Annotated in this window: 9 protein-coding genes; 6 read left to right on the forward strand and 3 right to left on the reverse strand. The window is 56.9% G+C overall.

What is annotated here, in order from left to right; all coding sequences use genetic code 11:
• The first annotated feature begins 149 nt into the window (after positions 1–149).
• The 6 genes from IE099_RS00410 to IE099_RS00435 all read left to right on the forward strand — a co-directional run bounded on the left by IE099_RS00410 (position 150) and on the right by IE099_RS00435 (position 11,633).
• Complete coding sequence (locus IE099_RS00410) at positions 150–3,824, forward strand: hypothetical protein (protein ID WP_189566257.1); 3,675 nt, start codon at positions 150–152, stop codon at positions 3,822–3,824.
• A 79-nt stretch (positions 3,825–3,903) separates the two neighbouring features.
• Positions 3,904–4,596, forward strand: coding sequence for a hypothetical protein (locus IE099_RS00415; protein WP_189566259.1), 693 nt, complete (start codon positions 3,904–3,906; stop codon positions 4,594–4,596).
• 75 nt (positions 4,597–4,671) lie between these two features.
• Positions 4,672–6,036, forward strand: a complete 1,365-nt coding sequence (locus IE099_RS00420) for an FAD-binding oxidoreductase (protein WP_189566261.1) — start codon at positions 4,672–4,674, stop codon at positions 6,034–6,036.
• 84 nt (positions 6,037–6,120) lie between these two features.
• Positions 6,121–7,572, forward strand: a complete 1,452-nt coding sequence (locus IE099_RS00425; protein WP_189566263.1) for a DUF1501 domain-containing protein — start codon at positions 6,121–6,123, stop codon at positions 7,570–7,572.
• 47 nt (positions 7,573–7,619) lie between these two features.
• Positions 7,620–8,156 (forward strand): sigma-70 family RNA polymerase sigma factor, encoded by a 537-nt coding sequence (locus tag IE099_RS00430; protein ID WP_189566265.1) that lies wholly within the window; start codon positions 7,620–7,622, stop codon positions 8,154–8,156.
• Between the two features lie 3 nt (positions 8,157–8,159).
• Positions 8,160–11,633, forward strand: a complete 3,474-nt coding sequence (locus IE099_RS00435; protein ID WP_189566266.1) for a PSD1 and planctomycete cytochrome C domain-containing protein — start codon at positions 8,160–8,162, stop codon at positions 11,631–11,633.
• A 191-nt stretch (positions 11,634–11,824) separates the two neighbouring features.
• Here the strand turns inward: IE099_RS00435 and IE099_RS00440 are convergent, their stop codons facing one another.
• The 3 genes from IE099_RS00440 to IE099_RS00450 all read right to left on the reverse strand — a co-directional run bounded on the left by IE099_RS00440 (position 11,825) and on the right by IE099_RS00450 (position 19,173).
• A complete protein-coding gene (locus tag IE099_RS00440; RefSeq protein ID WP_189566267.1) occupies positions 11,825–12,526 on the reverse strand; it encodes a hypothetical protein in 702 nt (233 codons plus the stop codon).
• Between the two features lie 251 nt (positions 12,527–12,777).
• Positions 12,778–15,675 (reverse strand): thrombospondin type 3 repeat-containing protein, encoded by a 2,898-nt coding sequence (locus tag IE099_RS00445; RefSeq protein WP_189566268.1) that lies wholly within the window; start codon positions 15,673–15,675, stop codon positions 12,778–12,780.
• A 453-nt stretch (positions 15,676–16,128) separates the two neighbouring features.
• Positions 16,129–19,173, reverse strand: a complete 3,045-nt coding sequence (locus IE099_RS00450) for a DUF5060 domain-containing protein (RefSeq protein WP_229809326.1) — start codon at positions 19,171–19,173, stop codon at positions 16,129–16,131.
• Positions 19,174–19,203 lie beyond the last annotated feature (30 nt).

Genomic DNA, 19,203 nt, shown 5'->3' on the forward strand with positions numbered 1-19,203 from the left:
AACATGGGAACTTTTTTGCCCTTCTCTCCTATGTGCCACCATCTGATGAAAGACCAGCCAGTGACGAATTTCGCAAAACTTTAGACCAGAAGGGGAAAACAAGAAGCATTGACAATGTAAATCACACAAGCGAACTTAATTGAACTCCCATGAAACTACACGCCTCCACCTCTCCACCCCGCAGAAAGGCCAAACTTGGCTTTTCCCTTATCGTGACTGTGACGATGCTGGTGCTTTTGTCTCTGATCGCCATCGGACTGTTGTCACTCTCCAGCACTGTTCTGCGTGGAGCACAAGGTGACGCGGCAATGGCTGAAGCCCGTGCCAACGCGCGCCTGGCGCTCAACCTGGCAGTGGGAGAGCTCCAGAAGCACGCTGGTCCCGATACCCGCGTGACGGCCAGAGCGGACATTCTTCAGGGCAATGTGGCGAACCCTTATCTGACCGGGGTCTGGGAGTCCTGGCCAATTGACGCCAATTCCCCTCCAAGCTCCAACGAGTTCTCCCAGAGTTCCAAGGAAGACAAGCTTCTCAGCTGGCTGGTTTCGGGTGCCCCGGAGAGCAATAGCATCACCAACCAGTTTGCCAAAAACAGCCTTTCAGACCAAGTCACTCTCTGGGGAGACGCCTCCCTCGGTCAGTCCACCGGCGACAACCTTCACGTGAAAGCTTCGCGGGTCGAGTTGAACGACAGCAATGGTTCCAACAGTGGTTCTTACGCCTGGGCTATCCTGGACGAAGGCGTCAAGGCCCGGGTCAACACCTTGACCAACGAGCGCGACCGGACCACCGGAGACAAGTTGGCTCAATTGGGCAGCGGCGTGCGCCCTTCCGCCGAATTCATTGAGGGTCTCGAGAACATCCGCTCGGAGACTTTCGAAAAGGACTCTGAAGATTCCGAGGTCCTCGCCAAGTCCGTGACTACCCGGAACTTCGAGCTCGCCGCCGAGAAATTGGCCGGAACGGATTCGGACACTGCCAAGGGTCTGATGCACGATATCACCCTGTTTTCAAAAGGAGTCCTCTCCAACACCGCACACGGCGGGTTGCGCACCGACTTCAGCTTGTTCGCGGCCCAGCCCAACATTCCCTCCATCTATAGCCCCGTTAACGAAGAATACGCTAGCTTGGATGGTTCCAATGTTTACGAAACTTTGCTCGGCATGAGCGGCTCCGAGCGCTCCTCCAGCCCTCGCTGGAACGCCCTGTTCGACTTCGCCCGGCTGCACGAGGATGGTATCACGAAGGACAACAACGTTCCCTTGGTTTCGACCACCTCTCCTCGCGGCTGGCAGGCAGCGGAAGAAGTTCGCTCCCGCACTGGCACGACCTACGTTCTCAACGAGGCCCCGCCCGAAGATCTGGTGCTCATGCCCACGATTGCAAAGGTCCAGATGATCTTCAGCTTGGTCGGACGTGACCTGTTCCGCCAGCCCCGGTATGCGGCCAACGCCGCGCCTATCAAGGCGAGCCAGTATCCGGTGATGCACAATCCGCAGGCCAACCACTTCAAGGACACAAACTACAACTACGATCTCCATCTCCTCTACACCCCGGTAGTGGTCCTCCACAACCCTTACTCGGTCGCGCTTGAGTTCCAGAACCTGAAAGTTGAGTTCCACCACATTCCATTCGCCCTGCAGGTCTTCCGCAATGGAGCACCTCAAAGCCGTGACCTCGTCCCCTTCGAGACGATGTTCGCCGACAATGACACCGAGGGTAAGAGCAAGGTCTTCGGCATGACCCTCAAGACAAATCGCTCCGGACGACCCGGCTCCACTAACTTCCAGATGCTGCCTGGTGAGGTCATTCTTTTCTCCCCCTACCTCAGCCCCCGTCTCACCTACCAGAGTAACTTCTCGGGTGGTCGCCAGAACTGGGACATCTACGTCGGCGACAACAAAACCGCAAACCTGGACGCAATGCCCGGATGGCGCGGCGACGGCATCGGCTTCGACTGTGACTGGCTCGCCGGTGCCCTTAAGATCGACGGCAACGCAGCCAATGGACGATGGAGCTCTTGTTTCGGACTCAGCCCCGATGACAAAATCCATGCCGAGTTCGCTCCTTTCTCCTCGACCTCTTCCGACAACAAATTCCTCGTCACCATGAGCGCGACCCCAACCGGCTCCCGCACCCCCTCAGTGGTCAATGCCATTGAGATCGACTACGGCAGCGCCGCCAACCTTCGGGAAACCATCCTCGGCAACCGGACCGGCACCTTGCGCTTCCCAGCCGAGGGAACAGTGGATGGACGTGAACTCCTCGATTGGAGCGGAACCCCCATCAGCGATATGGAAAACGTGAAGCCGCTGGCTGTTCTCAGCCTGCAGGCCAAGACCACCCACGGTGGTTACAATTCCGGAAGTGCCTCTCAAATCGATGGCCGCGTGGCCGCCAAGCCTTGGGCCTTCGCCCACGGGTCAGTCGGAGCATCTTCCGCTGACCTCTTGCTGGAGCACCCCTCCGCCCACTCGCACGAGATTGACCTTCAGCCTCTCACTCTGGGGGAAGGCACCAGGGACATCATTGAGGTGCAAGGCGAGCGCGGAAACTTCATCACCGGCCACTCTTCTTTCAACGGGAGCAAGTTCGGGGTGAGCTACGAAATCCCAGTCACTCCCCTACAGTCGCTCTCCACTCTCAACGGAGCCAACCCCGGCGGAATCTCCAACTTCCTCCCTCGCTTCGCCGCTCCGATCGGAAACTCGTGGGCCCACCCTCTTCTCTTGAGCAACGCCATCACCCAGACCGCTCCCCGCGGTTACCAGATGCTGGACCACTCCTTCCTCATGAATCTGGCCTTCTACGACCAGTTCTACTTCTCCGGTCTCGGCAGCCAGACCGGCCCGTTCGGAAATGGTCGCTCAACTGCCGATTCCATCCGCGAATTCTCTGAGCTCAACTCTCTTACCGACGATCGCCTGCAACTCTACAACCCCAGCACCCGGGATACCTCCGAGCTGGAGGAGCTCGCAAACGATGAATTGGCCCACGAGAAGATTGCAGCCTGGCAGATGATGGAAGGCGCCTTCAACGTGAATTCGACTTCCGTGAAAGCGTGGAAAGCCATGCTGGCTTCCATCCACGCTCCGGATGCCCTGCTCAATGAGCTTTCCCCCTCCAATTCCAGCTCCTCGCTCGAAGAGCTCGGCTCCACCGGTTCCGGTGAAACCCGGCTCAGTCGCCTCCGCGTCCCACTATCCCGCTCAGCTGAAGATGGTGGGGAAGATAGAAGCGCCTACTGGCTTGCGCCGCGTGAATACACTGAAGCCCAGATCGAGGTCTTGGCCGAGAATATCGTCGAGCAAGTCAAGCAGCGGGGACCTTTCCTCTCCTTGGCCGAATTCGTCAACCGTCAGTTGGGCAACGATGAGCTCGCGATGAAAGGAGCCCTCCAGGCCGCCATCGATTTGGCAAATCTGAACGAAGAGGTCGCCCAGCAGGCAACTGCAGGATACGAAATCGATAGAGCCGAAATTGCCGACTACAAATATTCCAACACCGAGGCCGCTGCTGGAGCCAGCTATCAGGGCGCTCCCGGTTACCTGACTCAGGCCGACCTCTTGAACACGTTGGGCAACGCCGCAACGGCCCGCTCGGATACCTTTGTCGTCCGTGGAATGGGTGAGTCCCGCAACAAGGCCGGCAAGGTTCTCGCCTCTGCCGTTTGCGAAGCGGTCGTCCAACGTTATCCCGAGTGGCTCGATAGCCGCGACGCGGTCGAGACCAAGCCTGCGGATCTGACCAGCGATGATAACGAGAGATTCGGTCGCCGTTTCCGGGTCGTTTCCTTCCGCTGGTTGAGCCAAGACGAAGTTTAAGGAAAGTCCGCCCCTTCTTCTATTGCGCCTCATCGGCAAAAGCCCTAGTAGTTATTACCTAACAGATCCTATTTCACTCATGATTCCATTTCGTAAATTCACCCTCGGACTCTCCGCCCTGCTCGCCCTTTCCTCGCTGGTTCAGGCGGAAACCCGGGCTCTGGAGTGTCGCTTCCTCGCTCTCGAAGAAGCCCCTCCCGCTCTCGTCAATACCGCGGGCGAAAAGAATCAAGTCGCTGTCAAAGTCATGAGGAACCGCATCTCCGACCCCATGGAATGCTACGCGGTCGACGGGAAGTTGAACTTCTTCGATGAAAAGTCAGGCGAACTGCTCACCTCCACCGCAGTTCCAGCCAAAATTAAGAAGGCCATCTTCATTTTCGTGAAAGGCAACCAGGGCGGCAAGACCGCTTGGAAACTTTTTCCCATCGACAATACCGAGGACAGCTTCCCTGCCGGTGGCACCCACGTCGTGAACCTTCACGCGGACGAAATCCGCTTCATTCTTGGACAGACCAAAGAAGTCCTCAAACCCAATCAGTCCAAAGGGTTCGAAATGCCAACCAACAGAGATGACTTCAATATGGCTCCCGTCGCCTTTCAGTTTAAGAACAGCCGCGACGAGTGGGTCAATGGCAAGGAAACCTCCTATCGCTTTCTCCCCACCTCCCGCTATCTTCTGGTCGCCTACATCGACCCTCGCTCCAGCAGACCCCGGGTCAAGACCTTCAAGGACACCATCCGTCCCCGGGCTGCGGCTCAAGTGAGGTAAGTAGAACGCCTCCAATCCATCTGGACCAGAATGTAGCGTTGCGAGTGCTGACAACTTCCCCCTACACTCGCGCTCATGCAGCAAGAGCTCATCGCCCTTCTCGGCGCGGACAAGGTTTCCGTAGCCACCGACGATTTGGCTACCCACGCCATCGACAAATGGAACTTTGCGGCCTCTCCCGAGGTCGTGGTCTTTGCCGAAAGCACTGACGACGTCTCCAAAGTCCTCGCCTTTGCCCATCAAAACAAGATTCCCGTTACAACTCGGGGAGCGGGAATTGGGTATGTCGGGGGCGCCGTTCCCATTCAAGGCGGAATCGTCCTGTCCGTCGCCCGCATGAATCAGATTCTGGAGCTGGCTCCCGCGGACGGCTTGGCCGTGGTTCAACCGGGAGTCATCACCAAAACTCTCCAAGACTCCGCAGCCGAAGTCGGTTGGTATTACCCGCCTGATCCAGCTTCGCTAAAAGAGTGTTCACTGGGTGGCAACATCGCCACCAATGCCGGTGGCCCCCGCTGTCTCAAATACGGGGTCACCAAGAACTATGTGATGGGCTTGGAAGTCGTCCTCGCTGACGGCACCATCACCCGAGTGGGAGGGCGCTGCCATAAAAATAAAACCGGCTTCTCTCTAACCGAGCTTTTTGTTGGCTCCGAGGGCTTGTTAGGTATCGTCACCGAAGCTACCCTCCGCATCATTCCCCACCCGCAACGCCGGGCGATGCTGACCGCCACCTTTGCGCAATTCAGCGAAGCTGCCGCTGCGGTGCAAACCATCCTCAACTCCGGCCACCTTCCTTCCGCGCTGGAAATCACCGATGCCTTCACTCTTCAAGCCGCCCGCGACTATCTCGGTGCTGATTCCCTCCCCGCTGGTGAAGCCCACCTCATCGTGGAAATCGATGGACGCAATTCAGCAGTGGAAGCCGAGCTCCCCGAGCTCGAAAGCCTCCTCTCCACCGCCGGAGCACTCTCCATCGAGACCCACCGGGACGACGCTGCCTGCGAAGCCGTCTGGAAGCTTCGCCGTGAGTTCTCCTATTCTCTGCGCGCTACCGGCCTCACCAAACTCAATGAAGACATCGTTGTCCCCCGCTCCAAGCTCGTCGAGTTGGTGGAATTCGCGCAGGAACTCGCAGCCAATACCGGAATTCCGGTTGCTTGCTTTGGCCATGCCGGCGATGGAAACATCCACGTCAACCTCATGGTCGAAGACTACGACGATCCCGAGAAGAAGAAGCCCGCCGACGCGGCCCTCGACCAACTTTTCAATTGGATTTTAGCCAACCGTGGTGCCATCACCGGCGAGCACGGCGTCGGCCTAGCCAAGAAACGCTGGTTCCAGCAAGCGGTCGGCGAAGCCAATTTCTCGGTCCATCAGGCGATCAAAAACGCCCTCGACGTAGACGCCGTTCTCAATCCAGGCAAGTTCCTCGGCTAGATTTTTTTGAGAAAAAGGAGGATTCACCGTTAAATCGGGTCACCGGAGGCTATCTATAGGAGCGAACCACCGTTTCCTATCACCATGTCCGACCCCTTTTCCGAATCCCAATTGCATCTCAATCGACGCCACTTCTTTGGAAAGTCGGCCAAAGGCGTGGGTGTAGCCGCCCTGGCCAACATGCTGGGCCAAGACCTACTCGCTACTGGTGGAGTGAAAATTCCGGACCAGTTTCGCACCACTGCGCCCAAGGCCAAGCGCATGATCTACCTCTTCCAAAGTGGCGCCCCGTCCCAGCAAGAACTCTTCGATAACAAGCCTCAACTCGACAAGTACTTCGGCCAAGAACTCAGCGACCACGTCGAGATGAACCAGCGGGTCACTGGTATGACTGCAGGACAAAAGAGCTTCCCCCTTGCGGCCTCCAAGTATCAGTTCGCCAAACATGGCCAGGCTGGCACCGAGATCTCGGAACTCCTCCCGCACATCGCAGGTATCTCGGACGACATTTGCGTGATTCGCTCCATGTATACCGAGGCTATCAACCATGACCCCGCGATCACGTTCTTCCAAACCGGCTCGCAGATCCCCGGGCGCCCCAGTATCGGTTCCTGGATGTCCTACGGCTTGGGCTCCTCTAACAAGGACTTGCCGGACTTTGTCGCAATGGTATCGCGTGGCACGGGTCGTCCCAACTGTCAGCCCCTCTACGATCGACTCTGGGGCTCCGGATTCCTTCCCACCCAACACGCTGGGGTCAAGTTCATGAGTACCGGCGATCCCGTGCTCTATCTTTCCAACCCCAAGGGATTTCCCGCTCGTTCACGTCGGCGCATGTTGGACGACTTGGCCGAATTGAACGAAAAGAAGCTGTCGGAATTCGCTGATCCGGAAATTGCCACCCGCATCAAGCAATACGAACTCGCCTACCGCATGCAGACCTCGGTTCCCGAGCTCACCGACTTCAGCAACGAGCCCGAGAGCGTCTTACAAATGTATGGACCTAATGTCAGAAAGCGCGGCACCTACGCATACAACTGCCTCATGGCCCGCCGACTGGCGGAAAGGGACGTACGCTTCGTGCAACTCTTTCACATGGGCTGGGACCAGCACTTCACCCTGCCCAAGCAGCTCCCCGGCCAATGCGAAGACGTCGATCAACCGACCGCCGCTCTCATCAAGGACCTCAAGATGCGAGGTCTGTTAGAGGACACCCTCGTAGTCTGGGGCGGCGAATTCGGTCGCACGGCCTACTGCCAAGGCACCTTGAAGCGTGACAACTATGGCCGCGACCATCACCCGCGCTGCTTCTCGATCTTTGCCGCCGGTGGTGGTGTGAAACCAGGCATGACCTACGGCGCGACCGACGACTACTCCTACAACATCACCGAGAACCCCGTGCACGTGCACGACCTGCACGCCACCATCCTTCACCAGATGGGCATCGACCACGAACGCTTGACCTACCGTTTCCAAGGACGCCAGTTCCGCCTCACCGACGTCCACGGACACATCGTGAAGGACATTCTCGCCTAGTCCGGTCATTCCCACCCATCCCCGAAAAAAAACAATAACCATCCGATATGTTCGTGGCCGAAGAAGATTCTTCCCTCTCCCGATTCGAGCAAGATATTCGCTCGGTACAAAGCCGTCTCAAAAGCTATCTTTTTGCATCCGTAGGCAATCGTTCCGACGCTGACGATATCTTGCAGGAGACCAATCTAGTCCTCTGGCGGAAGCGCTCCGACTTTCAGGACGGCACCTCTTTTTGGGCCTGGTCCCAGCGGGTGGCCTTCTTTCAGCTGATGGCCTTTCGCAAACGCCGGAGCCAGAACCGCTTAATTCTGGATGACGACGTCGTCCACCTCATGGCAGCCGAAGCCCCCGACACTCTCTCGCACGAAAAGGAACCTCAGGAGAAGAGATTGCGCTCCTGCCTCGCCGCTCTTCCCGAGCGACAACGCCATCTCGTCGAAGGGCATTACTTCGAACGCAAAAGCCTCAAAACCCTCGCTAAAAATTTCGCCACCACCGTTCCCGCGGTGGGGCAGGCTCTCTATCGTGCCCGCCACAGTCTCCAACTCTGCCTCCAGAAAAAAAATTCAACTCCTTCTTCCTGAATCATGACCGACCACGACCGCTCGCTCCTCACAGGATACCTCGCCGGCACACTCACTCCCAAGGAGTCCGAGGCCCTCAATCAATTGTTGCGCTCCGATCCCGAGGCCCGGGCCGCGCTTCTGCAGCAGGCTCATCTCGACCAACTCTTGCACGATGTCTCCGGTGAACCCGAAGTCTCCGTCATCCCCTTCAACACCAGCCCCCCGAAGGAGAATCCCCGGCGACAAAAGACTCTCCCGCTCGCCTTGGGAGCAGCTGCTGCCCTCACCATTGCTGGAATTTCCTTTGTCGCGCTGCGGCCTGACTCCGCCCCCCCGAAAGAGCTTGCCGTAAGGGACGAACAACTCGAAAAACCTAAACCAAACCCGACCCCTGAGGAAACTTACTCCCGCGCCATCGCGAAGCTTCAGGATTCCGGCAGCCAAAAACGCTCGGTCTCGCAAGCGCCCACCTTGGTTTCCGCACCCGGGAAAAAGATTAGCTACAACCAACACATCCGCCCCATCCTGTCGGAGAACTGCTTCCATTGTCACGGGCCGGACCAGGCCAAGCGCGAAGCCGATATCGCCCTTCACGAACCCGAGGTGGCTTATGCCGCCATCAAGGGCATCGCCCCCATCGTCCCTGGCAAACCTGACGAGAGCGAGGTCGTGCACCGGATCTTCGACGAGGATGATCCCATGCCCCCATCGGACTCCAACCGCTCTCTCACAGATGAAGAGAAGGAATTGCTCAAGCGCTGGATTGCAGAAGGAGCGGAGTATGAAAAACACTGGGCCTTTGTCCCTCCCGAAAAGCCAGCCCCTCCGACCGTCGAAGACCACTCGGTCCCCGTCCACAATCCCATCGACCACTTCATCCAAAGTAAACTGGCGGAAAAGGGGCTGAGCCCCTCCCCTGAGGCTAAACCCGAAGTCCTCGCGCGCCGCGCCAGTTTGGCACTCACCGGCTTGCAACCCGACCTCGACCTTCTCGACCAGTATCTCTCCAATCCGACTTCGCAAGCCTACGAGCAATATGTCGACCAGTTGTTAGAAAGTGATGCTTACGCCGAACGCATGGCGCTCTTCTGGCTCGATGCTGGACGCTACGCCGACACCGACGGCTACCAGAATGACTCCCCGCGCTCGAACTGGCCTTGGCGCGACTGGGTGATCAAGGCCTATCGCGACAACATGCCCTTCGATCGATTTACCATCGAACAACTCGCTGGTGACATGTTGCCCGATGCCACCGAGACCCAACAACTGGCCAGTGCCTTCAATCGCAATCACCGCCAGAACAACGAGGGCGGCGCCTTGGCCGAGGAATTCCTGGTGGAAAACGTCATCGACCGCGTGGAGACCACCTCCACCATCTGGCTGGGTCTCACCACGGGATGTGCCCGTTGTCATGACCACAAATACGATCCCATCTCCCAGCGCGAGTTCTTCCAACTCTACGCCTACTTCAACAACATCAACGAACGCGGAATCGGTCGCGGCATCGAAGCTCAACCCGTCAAGCGTTTCACTTCCCCACTCAACAAAATCCCCGCCGACCTCCAGCGCAAGAAGGACTTGGCCGAGCAAGCGATCACTGACGCCAGAAAGACCGCGCCCGAGAGACTGCAAGAGTGGCTCGAGAATCATCATCAGCTGGCGTCCGAAGACTCAAACAGATGGAACCAAGCCTTTTTGCAATCTGCTTCCACCACCGAAGGGCAAGGAGCTCTAACCGCTTTGCCGGATCACACCTACCTCTTCGAGGGCAACAACATCTCGCAGACCAGTTACTACTTGCAGTTGAAATTAGAAAAAGGCGAGCGACTCACCGGCCTACGACTCGACGCATTGGGCCATGATTCTTTCAAAGGACTTTCCCGCTCTAACAACGGCAACTTTGTCCTCACTGGAGTGAACCTCTCCCACACTCCTACTCAGACGGAACAGGCCCTGTCAGTCAAGATTGCGAAAGCTGTCGCCAGCTTCGAGCAAAAGAACTATCCGGCTCAAAATGCCCTCGATAATAAAGATAACACCGGTTGGGCGGTCAGTGGCAATCCCGACTCAGAGGCCTCTCTCGTCCTCGTCTTAGAAAAAGCACTGGAGGCTCAGGTCGCAGGTGAACTCGAGATTCATCTTCAGTTCAATTCTCCATTCGCGGATCACAACATCGGTCGCCTCCGAGTCCAGACCAGCTCCAGCAAGGATCTACTAAATGGACTCGGGCTCCAGACCAACAAGCCCGTTTACGCCGCGATTCGCAAGAAAGAAGCCGACCGCAGCGCCGCCGAGAAGAAGCTTTTGCAAGACCACTTCAAGACCATCGATCCAGTGATGAAGAAGGCGGAAGAGAATCTCGCAAAAGTCGAGGGTGAGTTTGCGAGCAAAGGACTTGGAGCAGTTCCCGTGATGGTAATGAACGAGAGTTCCGGTGAGCCGGCTCCAGCCTACTTGCTCAATCGGGGGCAATACAACGAGCCCGACAAATCCGAAGCCCTGCCTCGCCGAATGCTCGAAGCTCTCCTTCCCGGTGACGACCAACCCGCCGATCGCTTGGAACTGGCCCGCTGGCTGGTCAGCCGCGAAAACCCCATCACCGCCCGCGTCGTAGTCAACCGGATGTGGCAACGAATGATGGGCGTGGGCTTGGTGAAGACCTCCGAAGACTTCGGCTCCCAAGGCGAACTGCCAGTCAACCCCGAGCTTCTGGATTGGCTCGCCTTGGAATTCATTGATTCCGGTTGGGATGTCAAAGGGCTCTATCGCACCATCGTGACCAGTCACACCTTTCGCCAATCTTCCCGCAGCAATCCCCGGCTCAACGAAATCGATCCCGAGAACCGCTACCTTGCCCGGGGACCGCGCTATCGGCTCGATGGCTTTGCCATTCGCGACATCGCCCTGAATGCCTCGGGTCTTCTGCACCCCAAGCTCGGAGGCGCTCCCGTGAAGCCCTATCAGCCGGCCGGTCTCTGGGCCAGCGTAGCTGCTAACAAGGGAACCAACTACATCGAGTCCAAAGGCCAGGACCTCTTCCGAAAAAGTATGTATACCTATTGGAAGCGAGCAGTGAATCCCCCCCGCCAAACCATCTTTGACGCCTCTGGTCGCGAGGTCTGCAATGTCCGGCACAAGATCACCAATACTCCGCTGCAAGCTCTTGCACTTATGAACGATGAGACCTTCCTCGAGGCCGCTCGCAACCTCGCAGCGCGCGGATTGCGCGAAGCTGGCGCTCAGCCTCAGGAACGCCTCGCCTACCTCTATCGTCTCGCCACCGGGTATACCCCCGACAGCGAAATGATGGCGATTTTCGAGAGTAATCACTCCCACTTCGCCGAGCACTTTGCGCAGCACCCCGAGGAAGCCGATGACTTCCTCAACGTAGGCGCCTCTCCCCGGGATCCCCAGCTCGACCCCATCGAACACGCCGCCTACACCGCGACCGCCCACCTCATCCTCAACCTCGATGAGACCATCACACTTGAGTAGCGAAAAAAGCCGATACCCAGCCATTCCAGAGTGAGCCAGCCCCCCCAGGCGGGCCTGCTCCCCCACTCGCTACGACCTATTGACCGGACGCACAACTGACGCTCCCACTTGGCCACAGGTCTATTGACCGGCTCGGGAATGGTAAGGCATTTTCAAGCCCCCGTTTTCAAAAGCGTCGTGACAGACGACCATCAAGAACTCAGCGTCGCCGAGCCGAGTTTTCCTCTCACAAAAACGCCCACTGCAAAGACAAGGATGACCACTGCAATGAAAACAGGCCATGAGAACTCCCGCTCTTTCTTGGCTGCTTCTCGGACAAGATGCTTGCGACTCGGTTCCGCAATTCTCTTTTTCGAAAATGGGTCTTTCGGCCACTGCTCCTTGGGCCTGATTCGGTATTTCCCCTTGTAGTATTCCCACCCACCCCAGTCGAAAACGTAGTCGCGTTCTCCCGCTTTGACTTCTTCCCACCAGTCACGATAGAGATCGACTTCCTGGTAGCTGGCACTGGAGGGAGTGCTTAGATTTTCAGCCCCGTCGATGGGGCCAACGCGGAGTTGTTTCAAGGCCATCACCGCTTTGAGGGCATTGGAGTAATATTGGTCGATTGAACTTTGGGGTTCGGTTGGAAGAGGGCGCTGGAATCCGGTCCGTTCATCTTCAAGCAGTTCTCCCAGCACTTCAACCGTCTCATGCCCAGGGAGAAAACCGAGGGACTCGATGAACTTGCCGCTTTCAATTTCATAGTAGTACTCGGCACCATAGAGCGGCGAGTCTGGTTTCAGAAATTGACCGGGGTTTTCTTTTTTAAACTCCCGCTCGGCATACACCAGCTCGATCCGGCGGTCAATTTCACTGCGAACCCAGTGCGCGTAGCCGGGTTTCGACATCATAATTTCTTGAGCTCTTTGAAACACCGCTCGTTCGTCAGCATCCCGAGTTTCGGGATATCGCCCAAGAGCCAGCCATCTTCGGATAGCTTTAAATTGTTCGGGGTATTCCATAAGGCTGATTTGGTCGAGTTCTCGGTCCGCCCACGGTCGCCAAGCATCTCCTGTTGGAATATCTGGTCCAGTAACAGCTTGGCAGGTCCCTCCGCCCAAAACTAGAAGCGCAGCCGAAAGAAAAATATAAAGTCTGCACTTCATGGCGTTGCCTTAGCTGCTTCAAGCTCCTCAATCCAAACTGCAATTTTATCCCATTCACCTTTGACCAGCTGGGTTTTTCGTTTTTTCGGATCGGGAATGAGAGTTCCACTGGCCATGAGTCGGAGGCGGTGGTTCGTGCCTAGCAAAGGGGCCGGCAAGCGGCCTTCGTCCGGGTGCCCGAGGCCAAACTCGTGTCCCAGCTCATGGGCGGTGGTGATACAGAGCCCTTGCCGATGCTCCGCTGAGTCGTATTTGTATCCGGCAACGAAAACTATGCGAGGGCGTAAGGTCGTCTCGTTGAAGCCTGCAGCTTCAGCCAAAGAGTTGTAAGTGGGGTGCTGATACATGGGCTCGGGCATGACAACGACATGCAAATCAGCAACTTCCTTTATGAGCTCATCTTCGACAGCTTTCTTCTCACTTTCGCTTCCTACATTCATAGCTCCATCGTAGGGTTCAGGAAGTTGACTGCTCGAAGGCAGAGTACCGGAAGAACCTCCTGCCTCCTCGGGGGGTCCCACATCCCAATCCGGGGTGATCATGGGTTGGAGGGAGACGGTGAAAAAGGCGTTCACCTGTTTGCCGAAGATTTGATTGAGTTGTTCTTCCAATTTGGCGCGAAAGGCTTCGTTGGCTCCAGAGAGAGGTTCCTTGTCGTAGATTCTTTGGCCTCCGTCCATGCGCCAGCCAGCCACGGGCCAGATGGCAACGGTGAGATTAGGCCTCGGCATAATGGTCATCCCGATGGGGCTATTGAGGGCGGCCACGGAATGGGTGCCATCGGTGAGGACCAGCTCCATCTCCTCATCAAGGGCAGCCGTCACCCCATTGGGGTCGGACGAATTGACCAGAAACGGTTCCACCGGATTATCGGCAGTGTCATCAGAGAGAAAGTTCAGGCTGTCATTGGCAATCCGATACCGCTCGACCGCCCCAGCTGGAGAAAGAAGCGAGAACTCCCCAATCCCGTGAGCCGGAACCATCACCCAATATCGGTCCCCCGCCACGCCAGGCTCGGACGAAGTGAGGGAAGTGGCATCCACTCCGGTGAATTCCTCATTGTCGATCACTGCGAAGGGAGTCCCCAACCAAGCCGTGCTGGTCGAGGCGGTATCAAAAGGCTCGGCCAGAATATGACCTCCCCTCCCCAGGCTCTCAATTCCAATACTTTCCCCGGGCTGAAAGCCGGGCACAAGTTGCTCCCACTCATAGGTCTCCCCTTGAAACCAAAACGACCCGTCCTCCCGGTAACCCAGCCCATTCCCCCTGAACAAACGGAACGAGCCCAGAGAAGCCGTCCCCCAGGGAGCTTGGTCAGAAAAGAGCTCGGGATCGTATCCGCTCCGCTGTATCAACATTCCATTCCCCGGAGTAGGGAAAAGAAGGCCACCGCTCGTTCCAGCCTCAGACAAATGCTCATTGCCTACCTCGTCGAGAACTTGGGTATAAAGCTTGGAATCCAAGCTGCTGAAGGTTGGGCCATAATAGAAGGTGTGAATCGGTTGGAAACTCGGAAAACCTGTGTTCAAGCTTTCCGCGACGAACTCGTAGGGAGGGGTGACAACTTGTCCTACAGAGGTCTCTCCGGTGGCTGAAATGGAGAACACCTTGCGATCCTCCAAAACGGCAATGGTGTGAAACCCGTCTTCGGAAACATCCAACGAATAATGATGCCCAATGGCTTTTCCTCCTCCCGAAAGCAAGCCAGGGTGACCGGGAGCCAGTGCGGCATAGGACACCGGGGCCATGAAGCCACTTTCGCCTCCTGCTTTCTGCGGAGGCGAGCTGCGTTCCGGCCAGAAGACATAACAGTAGAATTGGTGGGTTCCATCAAACCGTTGGACTTCCCAGTCCCCAATGCCGAGGATCGAACCATCATCCGCAATCGCGGTTGGCTGGGCAGCAAGAATCCCACCGGTCCCAGCCAGGGCGAGGGGTTGAAAATTCCCTGCTCGCCAAACCCCGTTTTGGTAGAGGACTTCTCCCCGGGCATTGACGCTCACGGGCCATTGTGGATTACCCGAAGCGTCGAGCGGAATCCCTTCCTGCTGAAACATCGCGTAGCGTGGCTGTGACTCCGCCAACCAGTCAATCCGAGTGTCGCTTGGAACAGCATCCAAGGAATCCGGGATGCTGTCGCCATCGCTATCCAACTGCAAACCATCAGGGATTCCATCCCCATTCGTATCCGCATTGAAAGCATCACCTGTTACCCCGTTCTGCCCACCACTGCCCGACGAGGCATTGCTAAACTCAATCCAATCGAGCGAACCATCGCCATCACTATCCAAACTCCAATCGGTGACCACGCGGAAGAACTGTCGCGGACCTGGTGACGGAGGGACTGTGGGAGAATTGATTTGGCTGGCCAATTGAGCAGCCTGCGCGGCATTCATTTCGTCCAATTTGGCAATGACGAGATCGAGAACTTCCTGATTGCGCGGAGAAGGTTGGGAAACCTCCGGGGGCTCAATCGGATCCAAGCCCGGAGAGAGTGTGACCAGCATGTAGTCTTCAAAGTTCCAAACAGCAAGGGGAGTCGATGCCCAGGCGGGATCCAATTGACCTGCAATCAGATGGGAGTGAGACGAGGAAGTGGCTGAGTCTATCCAAGTAACCACAACTCCACCACCCGAAGCCACGTTCAATGTTACAGTTACGATTTCAGGGATGTTTTGAGAAACAAGAGGACTTGCAGGATTGCCACCAGAACCACTGGGCGGCGTTGAAACAACGATCTCACGAAGACCAATGGCAAGTTCGTGTCCCAGCCCATAGACGTGCTCCGTAACCGTCTCCCACTGGTTCAGATCGCTGCTACGCTCGACCTGATGGCCAACTCCGGGAATCGTTTCCACAACCAGAACCTCCAAGGTCTCGCCTTCGACCGTCATCCGGTCCAACCTCCAGTCGAGGCTCGGTCGAAGCTCGGTCGAGGATTTGACTGGGCGAGTAATTGCGGAAAAGGAACCACTAATAGGACAACTGGAAAAACTTTTCTCATCGCTTACCGAGTCTCTAGTCATTTGAACGAACACTGAACAGTAAAAACGCGCCGTTTGATCCACTTCATTAAGGGCTTCCTCACTGATAGCCTTATCAGTTCGTCGAGCGCCCCAAACGCTCCTCAAGGTCGTTCAAAGAGTATCGGTAAGACAATACCTTTGTATGCTCATAGCGAATCAGCAGACTTTGGAACCACTCAACCCGGCTCAACAAAGACTATCCATTCGCCCTCATTTGAGGCCGTAAAAAAACGCAATGAGAGTCTCATGTGAGACCATCACTGCATTCAACTTGATTCGAGCTGTTAAGACGATTGAAATACCGCCCTCAACCCGCTCTCTCTACTTCTTCCGGATCAACGCCAGCCAGTCTTCTTTGTCCGGTGCGGTGAGGGGTTTTTGCAGGGTAGTTGTCTGGCCCATTTCGCCAGTGCGGGGATTGAACCAGGTGAGGGTGAAGTCTCCTGAAGGAAGTTCGATCTTGGTCGAGCCTCCAGTGGGGAGATAGACGAGGTAGACTTCCCCTTCCTTCGCCAGGCAATACTTGGAGTTGTCGTCCTTGGTATTTCCCACCAAATCATTGCGGTTGACCATTGCCTCCATCGGGATGTTCTGGTCGCGGAAGAAGTTGAGGGCATGACGGCAGTAGTCCCAGCTGAGGTCGCGGGAACGCCAGTCTTCGCAGATGAGGTCGTTCTGGGGCAGCTTATAGCCGAAGTAGTATTCAACGCCCATTCCCCCAGCCATGAAGGTTCCCCAGAGGGTGTATTTGCGGCAATCGTGGATGGACGGGCCTTGGTAATCCTTGGGCATGCCCGGATAGTCGGGGTCCGCCGGCATGCCGATGCTGGCGTCTCCGGGTTCGTCAAAGGCCACAGCCCAAGGCTGGCCCTTCTCATTGGAACGCTTGATCCACTTCAGGACCTGCTTGTGACAATCCTTCAGGTTGCTGTTTTGCAAAGACACGCCGGTGAAGGCTTTCTCGCCGAGAAGAGGATTGTAGACCTTGTCCTGCTGATCGGGAAAAGTGTGGATGACGACGTGATTGTCGTAGGGGTCGGTCGCTTGAACAAATTTCGCCATGTCCATCTGCTGCTTGGTCGACTGGGTGTTTTCTTCCCCCAGGTTCCAGTTGAGCGCGAGGTGGTGGCCGAAGCGCGCAATCAGCTCGCGGCAATAGAGACGGCGCTCGGGTCCGAGGTCTCCCCCGTCGAGGGATGAGCGGATGATTCGGTCGTTGCCCTTGTGACCAGCGCGGTTGTCGTCAATCTCGGTCTCCTGCATCTTGAAGTGAAGGAAAAGACCCTTGGCGGTGGCGTGATCGAAGACGATGTTCCACTGGTCCAGCTTGCTGCAATCGTAGTGCATCTTGTCGCGCGGAGCGACGAAGGGCCAGACGTTGCTGCCATCGCCATCCACGTTGTAGGGAAGGAAGGAGAAGGCGTTGCAGCCCTCTTCAGCCAAATAGTTGAGCGCTCCGATCAGCCCCTTGCCCTTGCCATCCTTCCAAGTGGGGTCGCCCTCGTTCCAATCCCGGACGTGGGCGGACCACGTTTTCAGGGGAACCTTTTTGGGATTGAGCGCCTTGGTATCGTCGAAGTCGGCGTAACCTAACAGCGTCTCGGGAGCATCGGCCCCCGCCTTCAGGAAGTAGCTCTTGTCGCCCTGAAACTGCAGGAGATTTTTCCCCACATAGGCAAGTCGTCCCCGCGCGCGAAAGTCAGGCGCCTGTTTGTCGGAGGCTGCGATCTCGAAAGTTCCGGTCTTACCATGCAAAGGCTTCACCTGTTTCCCCTTATCGGCCTCTCCAGTGATGAGGCCAGGAGCAGTGAGCAAGGAAACTTGATAACTCCACTTGCCAGGCGCGGGAGGACTGAAGTGCACCCGCCACTTGGTGCCGGACTGGGCCGAACTCTCTCCCGCATTGCCATCAGCGGCAAAGTAGCCGGGCACTTGCAGAGACTTACCCGAGTCATGGGTGAAGGTGACGCTCAGATCATAGTCGGTGAACGGATTGGGCTGATTGTCCAACTCGTGGGCGTAGGGACCGTCGAAGGTCAGGGACACGGCGTGCCATTGCTGGAGCTCGCCACTGACGACCACCGAGCCATCGCCATTCGCTTGGCGCGGGAGCTGCAGGGGCGGTCCGGCGGGCTTTGCTTCGGCAGTCTTCTTTTGCGGGGCCTTATACTTTGCAACCGCTTTGCGAGTTGCTTCATCGGCAGGCTGGAAGGCGATTCCGGACCAGCGGGCGCGCGCGTATTCCTTGCCATCCGCGCTCGCAATCACCGAGGAAACCTTGATGACGTCGCCGGGGTTGACCTCAATCTTCTGGAAAGTGGCGTGAAAGCGAGCGCTCTCGTCGAAAGTGTCCTCGGACAGCGGGGCCTGATGAAGACCCACCACCTCGTCATTGACCGCGAGTGCAAAGGTCGAACTCCCGTCATTTTCCCCCACCGACCGCAGAGTCAGATTGTAAACTCCTGCGGGGAAAGGAGACGGGGTGGAAGCATTGGCCGCCTTGTGCTGGTCGGGATTGATCGCCGCCCACTTGCCTTGATCGAGATAGTAGCTGGAGCCCTCCAACTGAAAGTCTTTTGCGGAAAGAAAAAGGCTTTTAGGAGCAGGGACTTGTTTTTTCGAGGGAGATGCCTGGTCGCCTTCTTTGACGACTGGAAAAGCCTTCGGCAGGCTTCCCGCCTGCACGGCCGAATCCGGGCCAGTGCCTTCGGGGGTGTAGTCCTTGCGGTTAACGAGCAAAATCTTGTCGAGCGCGATGCCGTCCTCGCGCATGGAGACCTGAATCGTGTGCACTCCGGCGGAAGGCACCTCCAGGGTCAGGATGCCAGGCACCCCGACGTGCACTTTCTCGGTGCGCTGCGCGCTCTTCCAGTGCCACTTGTTTTTCACAATGGTCTGCCACCTCTGCGCGGTCTCGGGCCAAGTGCCATTGATGCCAAAGTGTAGTCCATTGTCCTCCGAAGTGGTCGAGCAAGCCCGCGCCCACAGCCAATAGGTGCCCGGGGTCTCGAAGTGAACCGGATAGCTCAGAACCGCCAGCTTGCCCGGCTCATTGGAAAAATTCTCACCCGTGATGAGCTTGTCGCCATGTGTGCGCCGCGTGTCGGGAAGGATCTCGAGGTATGCCCCCCCGGAAGCACCCGCAATATGCGAAGGGTCTCCATCGGGCTCCACTTGGGGAGTCTGGTCGCGGGTGGTGAGATACCAGGCCCGCGTATCGGCTAGCTCTTGCTTGGTAAAATGCTCGGCTTCGATGGCGACGATTCCGCCTTTTTCGGCAAAAACCAAATCGCTTTTCGCCAGGGGCAGTTGAGATTCAGCACCGACGACTCCATTGGCTACGGTTAAAAGGGTGAGGATTTTCACGATAGAGAAATACCTCGCCTATTCCCCTTT

This window comes from Roseibacillus persicicus, assembly GCF_014651675.1.
Taxonomy (GTDB): Bacteria; Verrucomicrobiota; Verrucomicrobiia; order Verrucomicrobiales; family Akkermansiaceae; genus Roseibacillus; species Roseibacillus persicicus.